Raw genomic sequence first — 18,904 nt, 5'->3', positions numbered from 1 at the left:
GGCGCGCCCTAGAGGATGGCCTGCTGGGTCTGGGGATCGAAGAGGTGCATCTTCCGCATGTCGAGGACCACCTCGATCTCCTGTCCCATCTTCGCCTGGGTGTGGGCGTCCACCCGGGCCACGATGGAGTGCGCTCCCGCCGTCAGATAGAGGATGACGTCGGAGCCCAGCGGTTCGTGGACGTCCACCGTCGCCCGGATCGTCCAGGCCGGGTTGGGCGAGGCGGCCAGGGCCCGATCCTGGATGTCTTCCGGCCGGATGCCGAAGATCACCGGCTTGCCCACCCAGGGCCGGACCTCCCCGGTCAGGTCGCGGGGCACCTCCACCTGGAAGCCGTCGGCGCGGACCCGCAGGGCGCCGTCGGCCTCCACGATCTTCGCCTCCACGAAGTTCATCGCCGGACTGCCGATGAACCCGGCCACGAACAGGTTGGCCGGCTTCTCGTAGAGGTTGAGCGGCGTATCCACCTGCTGGACGATCCCGTCCCTCATCACCACGATGCGGTCGCCCATGGTCATGGCCTCGACCTGATCGTGGGTGACGTAGACCGTGGTGGTCTGCAGCCGGGCGTGCAGCTTCTTGATCTCGGCGCGCGTCTGCACCCGCAGCTTGGCGTCCAGGTTGCTGAGGGGCTCGTCCATCAGGAACACCTGCGGCTCGCGCACGATGGCCCGCCCCAGGGCCACCCGCTGGCGCTGGCCGCCGCTGAGCTGCTTGGGCTTGCGGTCCAGCAGCCCCTCGATGCCCAGCATCTCCGCCGCTTCCTTCACCCGCCGGTCGATCTCGGCTTTCGGGTACTTGCGCAGGCGCAGCCCGAAGGCCATGTTGTCGTAGACCGACATGTGCGGGTAAAGGGCGTAGTTCTGGAAGACCATGGCGATGTCGCGGTCCTTGGGCGGCACGTCGTTGACCCGGCGGTCGCCGATGTAGATGTCCCCGGCCGTGGCCTCCTCCAGCCCGGCAATCAGCCGGAGCGCCGTGGTCTTGCCGCACCCCGAAGGACCGACCAGCACCGTGAACTGCTTGTCGGGAATCTCCAGCGAGACGTTGTTGACCGCGGTGACCGCGCCGAATTTCTTGGTCACGCCCTCCAACTGCACTTTCGCCACGTCCGTCCCCTCCCGGACTCTTCCCTACCAGAATTGCGCCCGGCCTGCATCGGGCGGAGACCCTACGGCGGTCCCCCGGAGGCGGATGCCGCCAGCCGCTGCTTCAACTCGTCGATCACCGCCACCGGCGTCGGGTCGACCCCGCGCTGCAGGGCCAAATACCAGCTTACCAGGTCCCCGTAGGCGATGGGCGACATCAGCCGGCACAGCTTGCCCTCGCCTTCGCCGGCCACCTCGGCCACCCCTGCGGCCTTCCGGAAGGCCAGATCCTTGGTGATCTCCACCCGCCGGGCCAGCCGCGCCGGCTCGGAGGGATCACGGAGGACGATGACGTAGAGGGTCCGGGCCAGCGCGGGATCCAGCCCCCAGCCCACCGTTTCGTTGTGGTTGAGTTCGGGGAAGGTGTTCCACACGGCGAAGGTCTTCGCGTTCTCGTTGAACTGGTCTTTCCAGCGCTGGGCCGCGGGCTCCAGGAAGGGGGTGGAGCTGTAGACCACGGGGATCCGACCGACCAGGGCCCCGGCCAGGGCGCGGGCTTCGGGATCGGCCCCCTCCGGCCCCAGGCGCCCCAGGATCCTCCGGAGTCCCGCCACGGTCTCGCCGACCTCCGCGTCGAAGGACCGCACGATCCCGGCCCGGCTCAGGATCGCCAGCATCGGCAGGAAGAGGTAGGGCAGCGCGGCGCGCGGCGGCAATCCGGGTGGCACGACCACGGCGGGATGCCGTCGCGCCTCGGCCCGGCGCAGCAACTCGCCCCCCGAGGTGATGACGACGCAGGACGCGCCCCGGGCCGAGGCCTCGTCATAGGCGGCCAGTGTCTCCTCCGTGTTCCCCGAATAGCTGCAGGCGAAGACCAGACACTCCGGACCGACAAACGCCGGCGGACGGTACTCTTTGATCGCCATCACGGGCATCGAGGCTTCGTCGTGGAGGACCGCACGCAACAGATCTCCCCCGATGCCCGAGCCGCCCATGCCGAGGGCGATGATCTGGGCCGGCCGCAGGGCCGGAGGGGACGGCTGGACCGGCAGCGCCCACGCCTCGGCGCACATCTCGGGGAGACGGAGGATGAGCTCCAGCATCCCGGAGGGATCCCGGGCCCGACGCTCCCGCGGGTCGGCGAGGTTCATGGATCTCATCACTCCTTTCGTCGGGTGGCACCGCCACCCTGCCGCGGCGTTCCGGCAGGCCGAAGCCGCGGGCGGGCCGAAGTTGACATCCTGATGCCGCAGACGGGGCCGGCGCGGGCGAGACCGCTGAGCGGAAGTGAACTCCGCCGGCTGCTCGAACTCCGCGAGCGCATCAAAATCGAATCCTTCCGGCTGCCCGCCGGACGGCAGCGACAGCTGCTGGACCTCCTGGAGCGCTCGCGGCCCTGGGTCGGCCCTCCTCCTCCTCTGCCGGAGATGTCCCGGGGCGAACTGGTCAGGGCCATCCGGTGGCGCCTGGGGACGATCTCGCTGCCCACGGCGGTGGCCGCCCTGCGACTGCTGGACCGGCCCCGCCGCAGTCGCCGAGCGCCGTGAACCCGATCGCCGGTCGCCTCCTCGAGCACCCCGGGCTCCTGGCCCTGGGCGAGACGTTGCTGTCTGTCGTCCTGATCCTGATCGGGGCCGCCGTCGTCATGCGCCTGGCCACCTCCGTCGCCCGCCGGGCCCTGGCGCCTCGGGGCGACCGTCTGCTCGACGAGACCCGGGCGCGCACGCTGCGGCCCCTGGTGGAGTCGCTGCTCCGCTATGTCGTCGCCTTCATCGCCCTGGTCATGGTCCTGCGGGAGGTGGGGGTGGACATCGCGGCCATCCTGGCCAGCGCGGGCGTGGTGGGCCTGGCCGTGGGCTTCGGCGCCCAGCAGCTCATCCGGGATCTCATCTCGGGGTTCTTCATCCTGGCCGAGGGGCTGATCCGGGTCGGCGACGTCATTGTCGTCGGCGAGCACACCGGAGTCGTGGAGCAGATCAACGTCCGCACCACGCTGGTGCGCAAGTACAACGGCGAACTGTGGAGCATCCGCAACGGGGAGCTGACCCTCTTCGGGAATCTGAATCGCGATTTCAGCCGGGCCATCGTCACCGTGGGGGTGGCCTACGAGGCCGACCTGCGCCGGGCGATGGGCGTGATGGAGGAGGTGGGACGGCGCTGGGCCGAGGAGCGGAAGGAGATCGTGCTGGAGCCTCCCGAGGTCCAGGGCGTGATGCGGTTCGGCGAGTCCCAGGTGGAGATCCGCCTGGTGGTCATGGTCCGGCCCATGGCGCACTGGGAGGCGGAACGCGAGCTCCGCGTGCGCCTCAAGGAAGCCTTCGACCGCGAGGGCCTCGAGATCCCCTTCCCGCGTCGGGTCACCTATCTCCGGTCGGAAGGCATCCGGCAGTGAAGATCCTGGTCACCGGCGGCGCCGGGTTCATCGGCTCCCACATCGTCGACGCCTACGTGGCCGAGGGCCACGACGTGGTGATCGTCGACAGTCTGGTCACCGGCCGGCGCGAGTTTCTCAACCCGCGGGCCCGCTTCTACGAGATGGACATCCGCGACCCGGCGCTGCGCGAGATCTTCGCCCGGGAGCGTCCCGAGGTGGTCAACCATCACGCCGCCCAGGCGTCGGTGCCGGGCTCGGTCGCCCACCCCAGCCATGACGCCGATGTGAACATCATGGGGACCCTCAACCTCCTCGAACTGGCCCGGGAGTACGGGACGCGCCGGCTCATCTTCGCCTCCACGGGCGGGGCGATCTACGGCGAGCCGGAACGGATTCCGGTCGACGAGTCCCACCCGACCCGGCCCCTCTCGCCCTACGGAATCGGCAAGATGGCCGGCGAAGCCTATGTGCGCTTCTTCGGGGGGCTGGGGTTGTCGTGGGCCATCCTGCGCTACTCGAATGTCTACGGCCCCCGCCAGGATCCGCACGGCGAGGCCGGCGTGGTGGCCATCTTCGCGAACGCGATGCTGGCGGGCAACCAGCCCACGATCTTCGGCGACGGCACACAGACGCGGGACTTCGTCTACGTCGAGGACGTGGCCCGGGCCAACCTCCTGGCCACGGCCTCGGAGGAGCCGGGGCTGGCGAACATCGCCACCGGCGTCGAGACCACGGTGAACGACGTCTACCGCCTGCTGGCCGAGGCGACGGGCTTCCGCGAGCCGCCGGCCTACGCGCCGCCCCGCACGGGGGACGTCTACCGCATCGCCCTCGACATCCGCCAGGCCGACGAGTGGTTGGGCTGGAGCCCGGAAGTGTCCCTTCCCGAGGGGCTGCGCCGCACCGTGGAGTGGTTCCGCCGCTAGGGAGCCGCCGGGCGCGCCCGGGCTGGCTCGTGTATGCTTGAAGGTAGAGGATTTCCTATGGCCCAGTCCCCGGTCGGCTACTTTGCGCTGGTGTTGCACACCCATCTGCCCTTCGTCCTGGGGCACGGCCGGTGGCCGCACGGCAGCGACTGGCTCAGCGAGGTCACCGTGGGCTGCTACCTCCCCCTGCTCGGCGTCTTCGGGCGGCTGGCCGCCGCGGGAATTCCCCCTCACGCCACGATCAACATCACGCCGGTGCTGGCGGAGCAGTTCGCCGCCCCGGCCTTCAAGCGGGAGATCGAGGAGTTCCTGCGCACCCGGATCGCCGCCGCCCGGGAGAACGCCGCCGAGTTCGAGCGCCAGGGACGGCAGGAGTTGCTGGGAGGCGCCCGCAACTGGGAGCGGTTCTACCGGCGGCGGCTCGAGCAGTTCGACGGGCTGAACGGAGACCTGGTCGGCGCCTTCCGCGCGCTGCACGACGCCGGCCACATCCGTCTCATCACCTGCGCCGCCACCCACGGCTACCTCCCGCTGCTGCTGCGGGAGGAGTCCATCGATCTGCAGCTGCGCCTGGCCAGGGCCACGCACCTGCGCCACTTCGGCCATGCGCCCACCGGCGTCTGGCTGCCCGAGTGCGCCTACCGGCCGCGGTACGAGTGGACGCCGCCGGTCGGTCCCCTGCGGGGCCGGATGCGGGTCCGGCGGAAGGGGATCGAGGAGTTCCTGGCCGACCTGGGGCTGACCTTCTTCATCACCGACGTGCACCTGGCGCGCGGCGGGAGCCCGCTCTCGGCCTATCGCGACTACTACCCCGCGCTGCGGACCCTGTCGGAAATCCCCCCGCCGGGCGTGGCGGGCGAGCGCAGCCCCTACCGGCCGTACGTCGTGGCCTCGCGCGGCGGGCGGGGGGAGGCTGTGGCCTTCGTGCGCGATCCGGAGTCCACGATGCAGGTGTGGAGTCGGGACGCCGGCTATCCCGGCGACGAGTGGTACATGGAGTTCCACAAGAAGCATTTCCCGGGAGGGCTGCGCTACTGGCGCGTCACCTCGCCGCGCAGCGATCTCGGCAGCAAACTCCCCTACGAGCCGGAGCGGGCCCGGGAACGCCTGCGGGCCCACGCCGAGCACTTCGTCGGGCTGCTCGGCCACGTGCTGCGCAGCGAGTCCCTGCGACTGGGCACGCCGGGCATCGCCTGCAGCCCCTACGACACCGAGCTGTTCGGCCACTGGTGGTTTGAAGGACCGCGCTGGCTGGAAGAAGTCTTCACCCGCCTGGGGGCCGGCGGGATCGAACCGGTCGACTGCGCCGCCTTCCTGGAACGGTATCCGCCGACCGAAGCCCTCTCCCTCCAGGAAGGCTCCTGGGGGGAAGGCGGCGACCACCGGGTCTGGCTCAATCGCGACACGGAGTGGACCTGGGAGCGCATCTACGCGGTGGAGGACGACTTCTGGACGGCGGCGCGGGAGGCGGCGCACGATCCGCGCCCGGCCGTGCGCCGGGTTCTGGCGCAGACCGCCAGGGAGCTGCTCCTGTTGCAGGCCTCCGACTGGCAGTTCCTGATCACCACCTGGGCCGCGCGGGACTATGCCGAGGCGCGCTTCGCCGAACATTACGCCAACGTGACCCGCCTGCTGCAGGCGCTGCGCCGGGCCCTGGCCGGGGTCACCCTGGAGGCGGGCGACGAGGAGTTCCTGGCGGCCCGGGAAATCCAGAACTTCATCTTCCCCGACGTCGTCCGGCATGTGCAGGCGACGCTCGGACTCGCCGCCTAGCCGTCCCGTGGACCGCCCGCGCGTCCTGGCCATCATCCTCGCCGGCGGCAAGGGGGAGCGACTCTACCCCCTGACCCGGGAGCGCGGCAAACCGGCGGTCCCCTTCGGCGGCAAGTACCGCATCGTGGACTTCGTCCTCTCCAACTTCGTGAATTCGGGCATCTACGCGCTGTACGTCCTGGTGCAGTACAAGGCCCAGTCGCTGATCGAGCACCTGCGCAACGCCTGGCGGCTGGGCGGCCTGCCGGACCACTTCGTCATCGTCGTCCCCCCCCAGATGCGCTGGGGCGAGAGCTGGTACCAGGGCACGGCCGATGCGGTGTACCAGAACCTCAACCTGATCCGGGACTTCTCCCCCGACATCGTGGCCATCTTCGGTGCGGACCACGTCTACCGGATGGACATCGCGCAGATGATCGCCTTCCACCGGGATCGCGGCGCCGATGTCACCGTGGCCGCGCTCCCCGTGCCCCTGGCCCAGGCCGGCGCCTTCGGCGTCGTCGCCGCGGAGGCGGATGGGCGGATCACGCATTTCGAGGAGAAACCGGCGTCCCCGACCCCCATGCCCGGCGATCCGACGCGCGCCTACGCCTCGATGGGAAACTACCTCTTCCAGCGCGATGTCCTGGTCGAGGCCCTGGTGGAGGATGCGCGGCGCAGCACCGACCACGACTTCGGCCGGACGATCATTCCCGAGCTGGCCCAGCAGCGCAGGGTCTTCGCCTACAACTTCCTGGAGAACATCGTCCCGGGCGTGCAGCCCTACGAGGAGCGCGGGTACTGGCGGGATGTGGGGACGGTGGAAGCCTACTGGCAGGCGCACATGGATCTGCTCGGCCCCACCCCCGCCCTGAACCTGGACAACGGGCGCTGGCCGATCCTCACCGCCCCCTACCCCGGGCCCTCGGCGCGGATCCTGGAGGGCGAGGCCCGGGACGCCCTGATCGGCGAGGGCAGCCTGATCGCCGGGGGCGTGGTGCGCCGGTCGATCCTCGGCCGCGGGGTGCGGGTGATGCGGGGCGCGGTGGTCGAGGAGTCCGTGGTCATGGACCGCACCGTGGTGGGCGAGGAGGCCGTGCTCCGTCGGGTCATCGTCGACCGCTTCAACGTCGTGCCGCCGGGCACCCGGATCGGCGAGGACCGGGAGGCCGACCGCCTACGCTACCACGTCGATCCGTCAGGACTCGTCGTCCTCCCGCGCGGGCAGACCCGATAGGTAGGATGCGCCATCTGTGCGTCCACGGCCACTTCTACCAGCCGAGCCGCGAGAACCCCTGGACGGACACGGTGGAGCTGGCGGAGGCCGCCGCCCCCTATCACGACTGGAACGAACGCATCACCGCGGAGTGCTACGCGCGCAACGCCGCGTCGCGTCTGCTGGACGACGCCGGCCGGATCACCCGCATCGTCAACAACTTCGCCGGGATCAGCTACGACGTCGGCCCGACGTTGCTGCGCTGGCTGGCGCGCCACGCCCCGGCCGTTTACGAGCAGATCCTGGAGGCGGATCGGATCAGCAGACGGGAGCAGTACGGGCATGGGAACGCGGTCGCGCAGGTCTACACGCACCTGATCATGCCGCTGGCTACCGGGCGCGACCGCGTGACACAGGTGCGCTGGGGGATCCGCGACTTCGAACGGCGGTTCCGGCGCCGCCCGGAAGGGATGTGGCTGCCGGAGACCGCGGTGGACATCGCGACGCTGGAGATCCTGGCCGCGCACGGCGTGGCCTTCACCTTCCTGGCTCCCCACCAGGCCCGCCGCATCCGTCGGGCGGAAGGGGCCTGGACCGAGGTGACGGCAGAGACGCTGGACGTCACGGTTCCCTATCGCTGCCGCCTGCCCAGCGGACGGTCGGTGGCCATCTTCTTCTATCACGCTCCCGTCTCCCATGCCGTCGCCTTCGAAGGACTGCTCCACGACGGGGCGGCATTCGCCGACCGGCTGGTGGCGGCCGCCCCGGACGACCAGCAGGCCCGCCTGGTCGTCGCCGCCGCGGACGGGGAAACCTACGGCCATCACCACCGGTTCGGCGACATGGCCCTGGCCTACGCCCTCCACCGGATCGCCACGGCCGGGGCGATGCGCATCGTGAACGCCGCGGCGTTTCTCGCCGCGCATCCGCCCGCCTGCGACGTCGAAATCGTCGAGAACACCTCCTGGAGCTGCGCCCACGGCGTCGAGCGGTGGCGGTCGGACTGCGGCTGCAATACCGGGCGGGGCTGGCACCAGCGCTGGCGCGGGCCCCTGCGGGAGGGCATCGCCTGGCTGACGGAGCAGCTTGAGGCCGCCTACGCGCGCCACGGGGAAGAGATCTTCCGCGACGTCTGGGCGGCGCGGGACGAAGCCGTGGATCTGATCGACGCCGGACCGGGAGCGGTGGAGGCCTTCCTGGCCCGGCACGCCCGGGACGCGTCCCCCGGGCGGCGCGCGAGGGCGTTGCGGCTGCTGGCGATGCAGCGCCACGGAGCCCTCATGCAGAGCAGCGACGGCTGGTTCTTCGACGACATCAGCGGCCCCGAGACGGTGCAGATCCTCTCCCACGCCGCCCGGGCGATGGAGATCGCCCGGGCCTTCGGCCTCGAACTGGAGGACGGCTTCCTCGACCACCTGCGCCGGGCCCCCGGAAACCTGGCCGCCTTCCCCGACGGTGCTGCGGTCTACGAGCGGCTGGTGCGGCCCCGCGTCGTGGGCCCCCGCGAGGCCACGGCCTGCTTCGCGATGACCGCGCTGGTCGGCGCTCCCTCCGTCCGCCTGGCCGGCACCACCACGGTGACGGAACTCGACCGGGCCGACGTCTCGGCGGCCTCGCACCGGCTCCTGGTCGGCCGTGTCCGCGTGCGCGCCGCGGAGGTGGAGGAGGACCGCGAGACCGTCTACGCCCTGGTCCACTTCGGCAGCCACGAGGTGCACTGCGCCGTGGCGCCGGACTGGGACGAGGCGCGCTACAGGGCGGTGCGGGACCGGCTGGTGGAGCGGTCCGGGAAGGACGTGGTCAGCGAGGTGGTCCGCGCCGTTGACCAGGCCTTCGGGCCGCACTACTTCTCGCTGAGGGATCTCCCCCTCGAAGATCGCCGCGCGGTCCTGCAGCGTCTGACCGAACGCACCCTGCAGGACCTGGAAGACGTCTACCGCCGGCTGTACCGGGACAACCGACCGCTGATGGTCTACCTGCGCGATGCCGGCGTGGACGTGCCTGCCCCGCTGGTCACCGCCGCCGTCGTGGCCCTGACCCGCGACCTGGAGGAGGAACTGAGCAGGGATGCCGCCGTGCCGCTCCGTCCCCGGGTCTTCGAGCTGCTGGCCGAGCTGCGCTCCTGGGGACGCGAGATCCGGGCCGACCGCTTCGAGCCGCTGCTGCGACGGCGGCTGGAGCAGGCTCTGGCCGGGGCCGGGCACGTCGCCGACCGCGTGGCCCGCGCCCTGGAGGTGCTCGACTTCGCCGAGGCCGCGGGCCTGACCCTGAACCTCTGGGAGGCCCAGAACGCCTTCTCCCGGCTGGCCCGGGCCGCCGGCGACGGCGCGCTGGTGCGCCTGGGCGAGCGGCTGCACTTCGCGATGGAGAAACTCGGATAGATGTAATGTAGACACTGGAGCGGAAGATGCCTCGGACGGCGACCCGACCCTTCGAGTTCGTGGACTGCCTGGAGCTGCGCGAGATGCTCGGCCGCAGCGCCTGGGACGAGCGCGAGCTGCTCCACGGTATCGAAGAGGTCCCCGCCGCGTCCATCTTCTACCATACGCACTCGGCGTTTCTGCGCAGCCGCTACCTCCCGGCGCCCTACCGCAACGACTTCGCCACCTGGGCGGCGATCCAGGTGCGGGACCGGGTGCTGGGCGAGCGCCTGGCCGTGGTCGACCCCTTTGACTACGAGGATGTGGAGGCGCTGCGGGGCGAGCTGATCACCATCATCGACGATCACCTCTCCGACCTGCAGGTGGTGCCGCGGATCGTGTACGGCGAGCCCTTCGAGTTCATGCGGGCCCAGCTCATCGCCGTCCCCACGGGGATCCGGGCCACCACGCTGCGGGAGTTCCGGGAGGCGCTGGCCCGCGTGGACCTCAGCGCCATCTACTACCACTTCTTCCGGGCCGAGGCCCGCCGGGGCACCTGGGAGGCCGTGCGCTGGCTGGCCGAAGAGCTGGGCGAGGTCGACCTGGCCGAACGCATCCGCAAACTCAACCCCTACATCAGCGGGCTGGACGGGCTGCGGGCGCGGCTCCTCGCGCTCTGCGACGCCCGCCTGGCCCACGAGGACCATGCTTAAGACCACCGTCTCCCTCGACGCCTACCGCTCCGTCGCCCCCCAGGGGGCGATCGACCTGCTCCACCGTCTGGCCGAGCGGGTCCGGGGACGGTCTCTGGTGCACGTCAACTCGACGCGGGTGGGAGGGGGAGTGGCGGAGATGCTGCACCGCTACCTGCCCCTCTTCGAAGAGCTGGGCGTGCCCTCCCGGTGGGAGGTGATCCGCGGCGGCGAGGAGTTCTTCCGCGTCACGAAGAGCCTGCACAACGCGCTGCAGGGCGCCGAGCAGGCCTTTTCCGACGCCATGTTCCAGACCTACCTGGACACCAACCGGGACAACGCCCGGGCGCTGAACCTCGACGCGGACATGGTGATCATCCACGACCCCCAGCCCGCCGCCCTCATCGCCACGGCGCCCAAGCGCGGCCCGTGGGTCTGGCGCTGCCACATCGACGTCAGCCATCCCCAGCGGCGGGCCTGGGCGTTTCTGCGGCAGTTCGTGGTGCGCTACGATGCGGCGATCTTCTCCCTGCCCAAGTTCGCCCAGCGGCTGCCCATCCCCCAGTACCTGATCTATCCCAGCATCGACCCCCTCTCGGAGAAGAACCGCCCCCTGGAGCCCGAGGAGGTAGACGCGGTGCTGGCGCGGCTGGGCATTCCGCGGGACAAACCGATCCTGCTCCAGGTCAGCCGCTTCGACCGCTTCAAGGATCCGTTGGGCGTGATCAACGCCTACCGCATCGTCAAGAAGTACGACGACTGCCGGCTGATCCTCGCCGGCGGCGGCGCCACCGACGACCCGGAAGGCGAGCAGGTGCTGGCCGAGGTCAGCGAGGCCGCCGCGGGCGATCCCGACATCCACATCCTGGTGCTGCCGCCGACCGCGCACCACGAGATCAACGCCCTGCAGCGCGCCGCGGACATCATCATCCAGAAATCTACGCGGGAGGGCTTCGGTCTGACCGTGGCGGAAGGGATGTGGAAGGGCAAACCGGTGATCGGCGGCTTCGCCGGGGGGATCACCGTGCAGATCATCTACGGCGTGACCGGCTATACGGTGAACTCCGTGGAGGGCTGCGCCTTCCGCATCCGGCACCTGCTCAACAACCCGGGCCTGGCCAAACAGATGGGCGAGAACGCCCGGGAATACGTGCGGGAGAACTTCCTCATCACGCGCGACCTGGCCGAGCACCTGGCGCTGATGGTCGTGCACCTCGAGGGCTTAGGCCCCTGAGCGGCCGACGCCGTCCGGCGGGCCCACCGGCACCGGGTCCAGCCAGCCGATGAGCCGCTCCAGAAACTGCGCCACATCCCCGGCATCCCGCAGGGCGTAGCGGGCCGCCGTGGCCGTGGGGGCCAGCCCGACGCGCACCGTGACCGCCGGTGCAGGCAGGGCCAGGAAGGCGTCCTCGTCCGTCCGGTCGTCGCCGATGTAGATCACGCCGACCGCCTCGGGCCAGCGCTCGCCGAAGACGCGGCGCAGGATCCACCGCACCGCCGTGCCCTTGTCCCAGTCGATCCGGGGCCGCAGCTCGAAGACCCTCTTGCCGTCCCGGACCGCGACGCCGTCCGTGCGCACCGTCTCCTCGTACACCGCCCGGCGGACCGACTCCAGGTAGGGATGGGGGGTCAGGCGGTAGTGGACGGCGGCGGAGAGACCCTTGTCTTCGACGATGACGCCGGGGACCGCCCGCAACCGCTCCTGCAGGCGCGCGCACACCGCACCGATCCGCTGGCGCGCCGACCGCGCCTCCGGATGCGTCCAGATCCAGTCGTCGCCGGCCATCTCCAGCCCGTGGTTCCCGGCATAGACGATTCCCGTCACCCCCACCCGCCGGCGGATGTCCACCAGCGACCGCCCGCTGACCACGGCCACGAGGACGCCGGGAAGGCGCGCCAGATGCGCCAGGGCGGAGCGGGACGCCTCCGGAAGCACGACCTGGTCGGGGGCGGGAGCGATCGGGGCCAGCGTGCCGTCGAAATCGATCAGCAGCGCCACCCCGGGGCGACCGCGGAGGAGGTCGCGCACCTCGTAGCCCCGCTCATGGAGCGACCGTGTCGAGGCGCGCGCCGCCAGGTGCGCGGCGGCCCGAAGGTGGTCGTGCATCCAGCGGTAGATGTCGTGCTCGGCGACGAAGGTCCGGAGGTGGCCCATGCGCTCCGCGCGTTCTTCGACCGGCATCGTCGCGGCGCGGGCCATCATCTCCGCCGTGCCGCCGGCGTCGTAGGGGTTGATGGGCAGCGCCCAGGAGAGTTCCTCGCGGGCGCCGGCCAGCTCGCTCAACAGGAGGACCCCGCGCCCGTCGACCTGGCAGGCGACGAACTCCTTGGCGACCAGGTTCATCCCGTCCTGGAGCGAGCTGACCACGCAGAGATCGGCGAGCCGGTACAGCGCCGCCATCCCGGCCGGAGGCAGCGGACGGGGCAGATAGATCACGGGCTGCCACTCCGGGGTGCCGTAGGTCGCGTTCAGACGGGCCACTTCCGACTCCACCCGGCGCTGCAGGTCGCGGTAGGCCTTGATCCGGGTGCGGCTGGGGGCGCACTTCTGGATGAAGACCAGCCGCCCGCGATACTGCGGAAAACGCTGGAACAGCCGCTCCAGGGCGTGCAGCCGTTCGGGAATCCCCTTCGTGTAGTCCAGGCGGTCCACGCCGATGGCCACGATCTTCCCCTCAAGGCGGTGTTGCCTGCGCAATCTGGCCATCCAGCGCTCGGCCCGGCGCGACCGGGCCAGCCCGTCGAGGGCGGCAAAGTCCACGCTGATGGGGAAGGCCTCCACCCGGGTCACGCTTCCGCCGTGCTCGACCACGCCCTCGTCGCGGTCCACGCCGGCGCCGAGTTCCCGCTCCACGCACTCCAGGAAGTGCTCGACGTGACGCGGGTGCTGGAACGCCACGAGGTCGTTGGCCAGCAACCCTTCCAGCAGCTCCGTGCGCTGGGGGCAGGCCCGGAAGATGTCCCAGGCCGGCCAGGGGATGTGCCAGAAGTGGATGAGCAGCTGGTCCGGCCGGCGGAGGCGGATCAGTCTGGGCAGGAGGGCCAGGTGGTAGTCGTGGATCCAGACGACGCTGTCAACCTCCGCCTCGGCCAGGACGGCCTCGGCAAATCGCCGGTTCGCCGACTGGTACAGTTTCCAGGCCCGCCGACGGAAGCGGGCGTGTGCCAGCGCCATGTGGCAGAGCGGCCACAGGGCCCGGTTGGCGTAGCCGTAGTAGTAGCCTTCGACCTCGGTCTTTGGCAGCGCCACCCGCCTCAGGGTGTACGACCCGCCGCCGGGGGGGACGCGGACGCGGCCGGCGCCGTCGGTCACCTCGAAGTCCGCCTCCCCGCTGCCCCAGGCCACCCACGTGCCGCCGGCGGCCTGCAGCACGGGATCCAGGGCGGCGACCAGCCCGCCGGTGGGACGCTCGACGGCGATGCCCTCCGGCGTCCGCCTGTGGACGTAGGGCTCCCGATTGCTCACGATGACCAGCCGGCGTCCGCCGAGCAGGTCCCGGAGCGAGGCGACAACGGCGGATCTATCCATGGCCCTCCAGCACGGCCATCACCTCGGCGCCGAGCAGCACGACCACCGAGACCAGGTACACCCAGACCATGAAGACGATCATGCCGGCCAGCGGCCCGTAGACCAGGGGATACCGGGCCAGCGTGCGCAGGTACCAGAAAAATCCCAGTTTCAGCAGTTCGAAGAGCCCCACGGCCAGGGCCGTCCCCCACATCACGGTGGCGGTGCGCAACCGCACGCGGGGCAGGAGGCGATAGACGACGGAGAAGGCGGCGACGGAGAGCACGGTGGGCGCCAGCGTCGGGAGCACGTCGCCCAGCGCCCCTGTCACCCGGTCGAGGAGGGCGGCCGCCGGACGGACGGGGGGTGCGGCCAGCACCGCCGATCCCAGCACCGACAGGCTCAGGAACAGCCCGCTCAGGATCGCCATTCCCAGATCGATGGCCGCCCGGTGCCAGAAGGCGCGGGGAGGGCCGCCCAGCACGCGGCCCAAGGAGTTGCGCAGCGAGCCGGCCACGGCCGTGGCACCCCAGAACAACCCCGCGGCTCCGAGGGCGCCGGCGGCCTGGCGGGTCTGGACCACACTGCGCAGCGTGTCGCGGACGACGAGCAGGGCCTGCTCGGGAAGATAGGGACGGATCGCCGCGACCACCGCTTCCTGCGCCGTGGAGCCCTCCACGAACAGGCTGAGCAGCGCGATCACCGCGACCAGCAGCGGAAACACCGACAGCACGGCGGCGTACGCCGTCGAGGAGGCCAGGACCAGAACATTGTCGCGACCCATCCTGTGCCAGACCGTGGCGGTCGTCTGCTTGGCCTGCTGCAGCGTCACGGATGCGTCCTTTCCCCTGCCGGCGGTCGCGGCCCTCATTCGTCCCGGAAACAACGACGACCCGGAGAGCGCTCCGGGCCGTCGAGTTCTTCCGGATTGGCTCTCTCGTCCGCCTACGAGGTTAGCTGTCGGGCTCGGGTCGAGAGTCCCTTACTCGCGTCCGCCGCGAGATCCGCCCCGCAACTGCGTCGGTTCCCCCGCTCCCCCACGAAAGGGGATTCGGCATAGTTCAACGGGGATTATACCATCTTCCACGCCGGGCGGCGAGCGAGCCCCTGTCATGACCGGGGCTCGCCGTGGTGACCGGACCCGCCGCTGGCCGTCCTCGTCGCTCTGCACCAAGCGGTTCTCCGCAGGATTCCGGTCGAAGCGGTGAAAGGTGATTCTGATGCGGTGCGCGCGCCATCCCGACGTCGAGACGGGCCTTACCTGCGTGAGCTGCGGGACGCCCATCTGTCCCGACTGCATGGTGCAGACGCCGGTGGGTATGAAGTGTCCGACCTGCGGCACCGCCCCACTGCCCAGGATCTATCAGGTCGGCCCCGGCGCGCTGGCCGCCGCCGTGGTGGTGGCCGGCGCCCTCGGCATGCTGGCCGGGGGGATTCTCTTCGTCTGGCGGCTCGGCGTCCTGGCGATCTTCCTCGGCCCGTTCGTCGGCGGCCTGATCGGCGAAGCGGCCAGCCGGGCGGCGGGGTGGAAGCGGGGGCGGACGATGGCTACGGCGGCCGCCATCGCCTGCGGCGCGGGGATCGTGCTGCTTGGTCCCCAGGTGGCGGTGACGCTCGCCGCGGGAGGTACGGTCTCCCCCGGATCGGTCCTGGCCCTCCTGGCCTACCGCCCCTTCTTCCTTCTGTTCGCCGCCCTGGCGGTTACCGCCGCCTTCTGGCGCACACGCTGACGGCGCCTCCACCCCCGCCATGTCTCTCGAGGAGTGAGGACCTCGGCGGGCGCGCCGGGAACCCGGCTCGAAACGGCCAGGCCCGACACCGGATCGGACCGCCGCGGCACCTTCACGAAAGGATCAGCCCCGCCGCGGCTCCTCGTGCAGGTCCAGGAAGAGGCGCACGATGTCGGTGGCGCTGATGATCCCGGCCACGCGGCCCTGGCGGAGCACGACGACGCGCCGGACCTTCTCCTCCAGCATCTTCGCCGCCACCTCCTGCACGGAGGCCTCCTCGTCCACCGCGACGGCCGGCCACATCACGTCGCCGATCGTGCGTTCCTCTCCGGCGTGGCGCTTCAGGTCCATGAAGTTGACCATCCCCGCCAGCCGCCCGTCGTCGCCCACCACCGGCGCGCCGTGGATGTGGCGCCGCAGCAGGACCATCGTGGCTTCTTCGACGGACTGCGTCGGTTTCAGGGTGACGACGTCCGTCGTCATGATCTCCCTGGCCTTCATGGCGCTCCTCCTCGTCCGGCGCCGACCCGGCCTCCGGACACTGATTCATCTTCGCCGTGCCGGGGGCCGGGCCCCCAGCGGCGGCGGGGCCTCCGCCGGCGCCACGCGGACCCGGGCGTCGACGACCGAGGCGCCGCGGCGGTGCACCAGGACCGGGTTGCAGTCCAGTTCGGCGATCTGGGGGAGATCCTCGACCATCGTGCCGACGCGGAGCACAACCTCCTCCAGGGCGCGGACGTCGAGGGGAGGCGCGCCGCGATAGCCGGTGAGCAGCGGATAGGTCCGCAGCTCCCGGATCATCTCGGCGGCGTCCTGCTCGGTCAGGGGGGTCAGGCGCACCGCCACATCGTTGAGGAGCTCCACGGTCACTCCTCCCGCCCCGCAGGCCAGCACCGGTCCACACTGCGGGTCGTGCACCACGCCGACGATCATCTCGACGCCGCCCGGGGCCATGCGCTGCACGACGTACCCTGTCAGGGGGTGTCCGGCGCGCTCGAACGCCCGGGCCATCTCCTCGGCGGCCCCGTGCACCTCCGGGGCGGTCAAATTCAGCCGCACACCGCCGGCCTCGGTCTTGTGGACCACGCCGGGCGCCACGGCCTTCAGCGCGACCGGTGCGCCGATGGCGGAGGCGGCCGCAGCGGCGTCCTGCGGTGTCCTCACCACCTGGTGCTCGAGGACGGGGACGCCGTAGCATGTCAGCAGCGCGGCCACCTCCTCCGGCTCGAGCCAGCCGGCACCCCGGCGCAGCGCCGAGGCGACGACTGCCGCGGCGCGATCCCTCTGCAGCCCGGTCAGCACCGGCGGGGGGGCGGGGGGCCGCGCCCGCCACTCCCCGTACGAGACGGCCCGGGCCAGGGCGATCGCGGCGTCTTCGGGAAAGGCGAAGGACGGGATGCGGACGTCGGCGGCGCGCAACACTTCGGGGACGCCCCGCGCCGACATGAACACAGTGAGCAGAGGTTTCCCGGCGGGGATCTCCGCGGCCGCCGCAACCAGCGCGGCGGCGACCTCGTCGGCGCGGGTCACCATGGGCGGGATGAAGATGGCGATCACCGCGTCCACCCCCGGATCCGCGGCCACCACCCGGACCGCCTGGCGGTAGTGGTCCGCGGTAGCCGAGGCGATCATATCCACGGGATTGGCGACGCTGGCCTCCGGCGGCAGAAACCGCCGCAACGCGGCCTGTGTGGTCTCGGACAGGATCGGTACCTCCAGCCCTTCGCTTTCGGCGGTGTCGGCGCAGAGGATGCCGGGACCGCCGGAGTTGGTGACGATCGCCACCCGACGGCCCGAGGGGGCGGGCTGGTGGGCCAGCAGCGCCGCCACATCGAAGAGTTCCTTCAGCGTATCGGTGCGGATGACGCCGGCCTGTCGGAACAGGGCGGCCACCGTGACGTCGGACGCGGCCAGCAGCGCACCGGTGTGCGAGGTCGTGGCCCGGGCGCCGGCGGGCGAGCGCCCGCTCTTTACCACGACGATGGGCTTCCTCCTGGCGACGCGGCGCGCGATGCGCGAGAACTTCCGCGGATTCCCGAAGGACTCCAGGTACAGGAGGATGAGGTCCGTCCGCGGGTCCTCCTCCCAGTACTGGATCAGGTCGTTGCCGGAGATGTCGGCCTTGTTCCCCACCGAGGCGAAGGAGGAGATGCCCAGGCCCAGCTGCGCCGCGTAGTCCATGATGGCCAGCCCCAGCGCGCCGCTCTGGGACATGAACGCCACGCGGCCTTCGCGGGGCGGGACGGGGACGAAGGTGGCGTTGAGCCGCACCGCAGGGTCGGTGCTGACGATGCCCATGCAGTTGGGCCCGATGAGCCGCATGCCCGACCGCCGGCAGATCTCCAGCAGCCGGTCCTGGAGGGCCCGGCCGGCCGGCCCGACTTCGGCGAACCCCGAGGAGATGACGACCAGGGCGCGGACGCCCTTGCCCGCGCACTGCTCGGCGACCTCCGCCACCGCCGCGGCGGGGACGACGATGACCGCCAGATCCACCGGCCCGGGGATGTCGAGGACGCTGGCGTAGGCCCGCCGCCCCTGGACCTCCGCCGCCGCTGGGTTCACGGCGTAGATCTCTCCCGAGAAGCCGTAGGCCAGGAGGTTGTGGAAGACCTCCCCACCGATGGTGCCGCGCCGGCGGGAGGCCCCGATGACGGCCACGGCGCGCGGCGCGAAGAACGGGCGGAGGGCGTTGACCGCGGCGATCCGCTCCCGCTGCTCGAATCGGAGGCGCGCCTCTTCCCCCAGCTCGGTCGGGAAGACGGCGTGGATGCCGTCCCGGCTGGCCGTCACCTCGACGGGAAAACCGGACTGGCGGAAGACGTCGATCATCGGGTGGTTCTCCGGGAGGACGTCCGCTTCAAACTCCCGGATGCCGTGTGCGGCGCCGATCTCGGCCAGTTGTCCCAGCAGGATCGTCCCCAGGCCCCGGCCCTGAAAGTCGTCGGCCACCGTGAAGGCCACTTCGGCGCGCTGGGGACCGGTCTGGATGTAGCAGGCGTGGCCGATGAGGCGCTGCTCGGGCCCGGCCGTGGCCACCAGTCCGAAGCGCGAGACGTAGTCCACAGCGACCAGCCGCTCCGCCGCCTCGTCGAGAAACCGGTCGGAGACACCGGCGAAAAAGCGGCGCGCGCGCGACGTCTCCGACAGGGACCGGAACAACGCCAGCAGGGCCGCCCGGTCCTCGGGGCGGATGGGCCGAACGCGGACGGTCGAACCGTCGCGCAGGACGACGTCGGCCTCCCGGTGGGCGGGATAGGG

General features: G+C 71.1%; 15 protein-coding genes and 1 riboswitch. Of the genes, 9 read left to right on the top strand and 6 right to left on the bottom strand.

The window, feature by feature from the left end; all coding sequences use genetic code 11:
• Nucleotides 1-8: 8 nt before the first annotated feature.
• Both ugpC and QN141_07940 read right to left on the bottom strand, forming a co-directional pair.
• Nucleotides 9-1,109 carry a sn-glycerol-3-phosphate ABC transporter ATP-binding protein UgpC gene (gene ugpC / locus QN141_07945; GenBank protein MDR7558406.1) on the bottom strand — a complete coding sequence of 367 codons (1,101 nt, stop codon included), beginning with the start codon at nucleotides 1,107-1,109 and terminating at the stop codon, nucleotides 9-11.
• 62 nt (nucleotides 1,110-1,171) lie between these two features.
• Nucleotides 1,172-2,239 (bottom strand): bifunctional phosphoglucose/phosphomannose isomerase, encoded by a 1,068-nt coding sequence (locus QN141_07940; GenBank protein ID MDR7558405.1) that lies wholly within the window; start codon nucleotides 2,237-2,239, stop codon nucleotides 1,172-1,174.
• A 93-nt stretch (nucleotides 2,240-2,332) separates the two neighbouring features.
• Here QN141_07940 and QN141_07935 point away from each other — a divergent pair, with 93 nt between their 5' ends.
• The 8 genes from QN141_07935 to QN141_07900 are packed head-to-tail and all read left to right on the top strand — an operon-like array spanning nucleotide 2,333 to nucleotide 11,642.
• A complete protein-coding gene (locus tag QN141_07935; GenBank protein MDR7558404.1) occupies nucleotides 2,333-2,635 on the top strand; it encodes a hypothetical protein in 303 nt (100 codons plus the stop codon).
• Entirely contained in the window at nucleotides 2,632-3,480 is an 849-nt protein-coding gene (locus tag QN141_07930) for a mechanosensitive ion channel family protein (protein ID MDR7558403.1), read from the top strand. Before QN141_07935 ends, QN141_07930 begins: the two co-directional genes overlap by 4 nt.
• Nucleotides 3,477-4,388, top strand: a complete 912-nt coding sequence (locus QN141_07925) for an NAD-dependent epimerase/dehydratase family protein (GenBank protein MDR7558402.1) — start codon at nucleotides 3,477-3,479, stop codon at nucleotides 4,386-4,388. The genes QN141_07930 and QN141_07925 overlap by 4 nt, the downstream gene beginning before the upstream one ends.
• A gap of 57 nt (nucleotides 4,389-4,445) precedes the next feature.
• The gene (locus tag QN141_07920) at nucleotides 4,446-6,161 is read left to right on the top strand and encodes a DUF1957 domain-containing protein (protein MDR7558401.1); all 1,716 of its coding nucleotides are present in this window, start codon (nucleotides 4,446-4,448) and stop codon (nucleotides 6,159-6,161) included.
• Between the two features lie 7 nt (nucleotides 6,162-6,168).
• Nucleotides 6,169-7,377 carry a glucose-1-phosphate adenylyltransferase gene (glgC, locus tag QN141_07915; GenBank protein MDR7558400.1) on the top strand — a complete coding sequence of 403 codons (1,209 nt, stop codon included), beginning with the start codon at nucleotides 6,169-6,171 and terminating at the stop codon, nucleotides 7,375-7,377.
• 5 nt (nucleotides 7,378-7,382) lie between these two features.
• Nucleotides 7,383-9,737 (top strand): DUF3536 domain-containing protein, encoded by a 2,355-nt coding sequence (locus QN141_07910; protein MDR7558399.1) that lies wholly within the window; start codon nucleotides 7,383-7,385, stop codon nucleotides 9,735-9,737.
• A gap of 26 nt (nucleotides 9,738-9,763) precedes the next feature.
• Nucleotides 9,764-10,429 (top strand): DUF5752 family protein, encoded by a 666-nt coding sequence (locus QN141_07905; GenBank protein MDR7558398.1) that lies wholly within the window; start codon nucleotides 9,764-9,766, stop codon nucleotides 10,427-10,429.
• Entirely contained in the window at nucleotides 10,422-11,642 is a 1,221-nt protein-coding gene (locus tag QN141_07900) for a glycosyltransferase (GenBank protein MDR7558397.1), read from the top strand. Before QN141_07905 ends, QN141_07900 begins: the two co-directional genes overlap by 8 nt.
• On the opposite strand, the gene QN141_07895 is transcribed toward QN141_07900, so the two are convergent.
• Nucleotides 11,631-13,937 carry a bifunctional alpha,alpha-trehalose-phosphate synthase (UDP-forming)/trehalose-phosphatase gene (locus QN141_07895; protein MDR7558396.1) on the bottom strand — a complete coding sequence of 769 codons (2,307 nt, stop codon included), beginning with the start codon at nucleotides 13,935-13,937 and terminating at the stop codon, nucleotides 11,631-11,633. The two genes, QN141_07900 and QN141_07895, sit on opposite strands and share 12 nt — an antisense overlap.
• On the bottom strand, nucleotides 13,930-14,748 hold the full coding sequence (locus tag QN141_07890) for a YihY/virulence factor BrkB family protein (GenBank protein MDR7558395.1): 819 nt from the start codon (nucleotides 14,746-14,748) through the stop codon (nucleotides 13,930-13,932). The genes QN141_07895 and QN141_07890 overlap by 8 nt, the downstream gene beginning before the upstream one ends.
• A gap of 95 nt (nucleotides 14,749-14,843) precedes the next feature.
• Nucleotides 14,844-14,983, bottom strand: a riboswitch (cyclic di-AMP (ydaO/yuaA leader).
• 144 nt (nucleotides 14,984-15,127) lie between these two features.
• Here QN141_07890 and QN141_07885 point away from each other — a divergent pair.
• Nucleotides 15,128-15,646 (top strand): B-box zinc finger protein, encoded by a 519-nt coding sequence (locus tag QN141_07885; protein MDR7558394.1) that lies wholly within the window; start codon nucleotides 15,128-15,130, stop codon nucleotides 15,644-15,646.
• Between the two features lie 123 nt (nucleotides 15,647-15,769).
• On the opposite strand, the gene QN141_07880 is transcribed toward QN141_07885, so the two are convergent.
• Entirely contained in the window at nucleotides 15,770-16,147 is a 378-nt protein-coding gene (locus tag QN141_07880; GenBank protein MDR7558393.1) for a CBS domain-containing protein, read from the bottom strand.
• A 45-nt stretch (nucleotides 16,148-16,192) separates the two neighbouring features.
• Nucleotides 16,193-18,871, bottom strand: coding sequence for a GNAT family N-acetyltransferase (locus QN141_07875; GenBank protein ID MDR7558392.1), 2,679 nt, complete (start codon nucleotides 18,869-18,871; stop codon nucleotides 16,193-16,195).
• Nucleotides 18,872-18,904 lie beyond the last annotated feature (33 nt).

This window comes from Armatimonadota bacterium, assembly GCA_031459765.1.
In the GTDB taxonomy this organism is placed as follows: domain Bacteria; phylum Sysuimicrobiota; class Sysuimicrobiia; order Sysuimicrobiales; family Kaftiobacteriaceae; genus Kaftiobacterium; species Kaftiobacterium secundum.
This window is presented reverse-complemented; position numbering and strand designations above follow the sequence as displayed.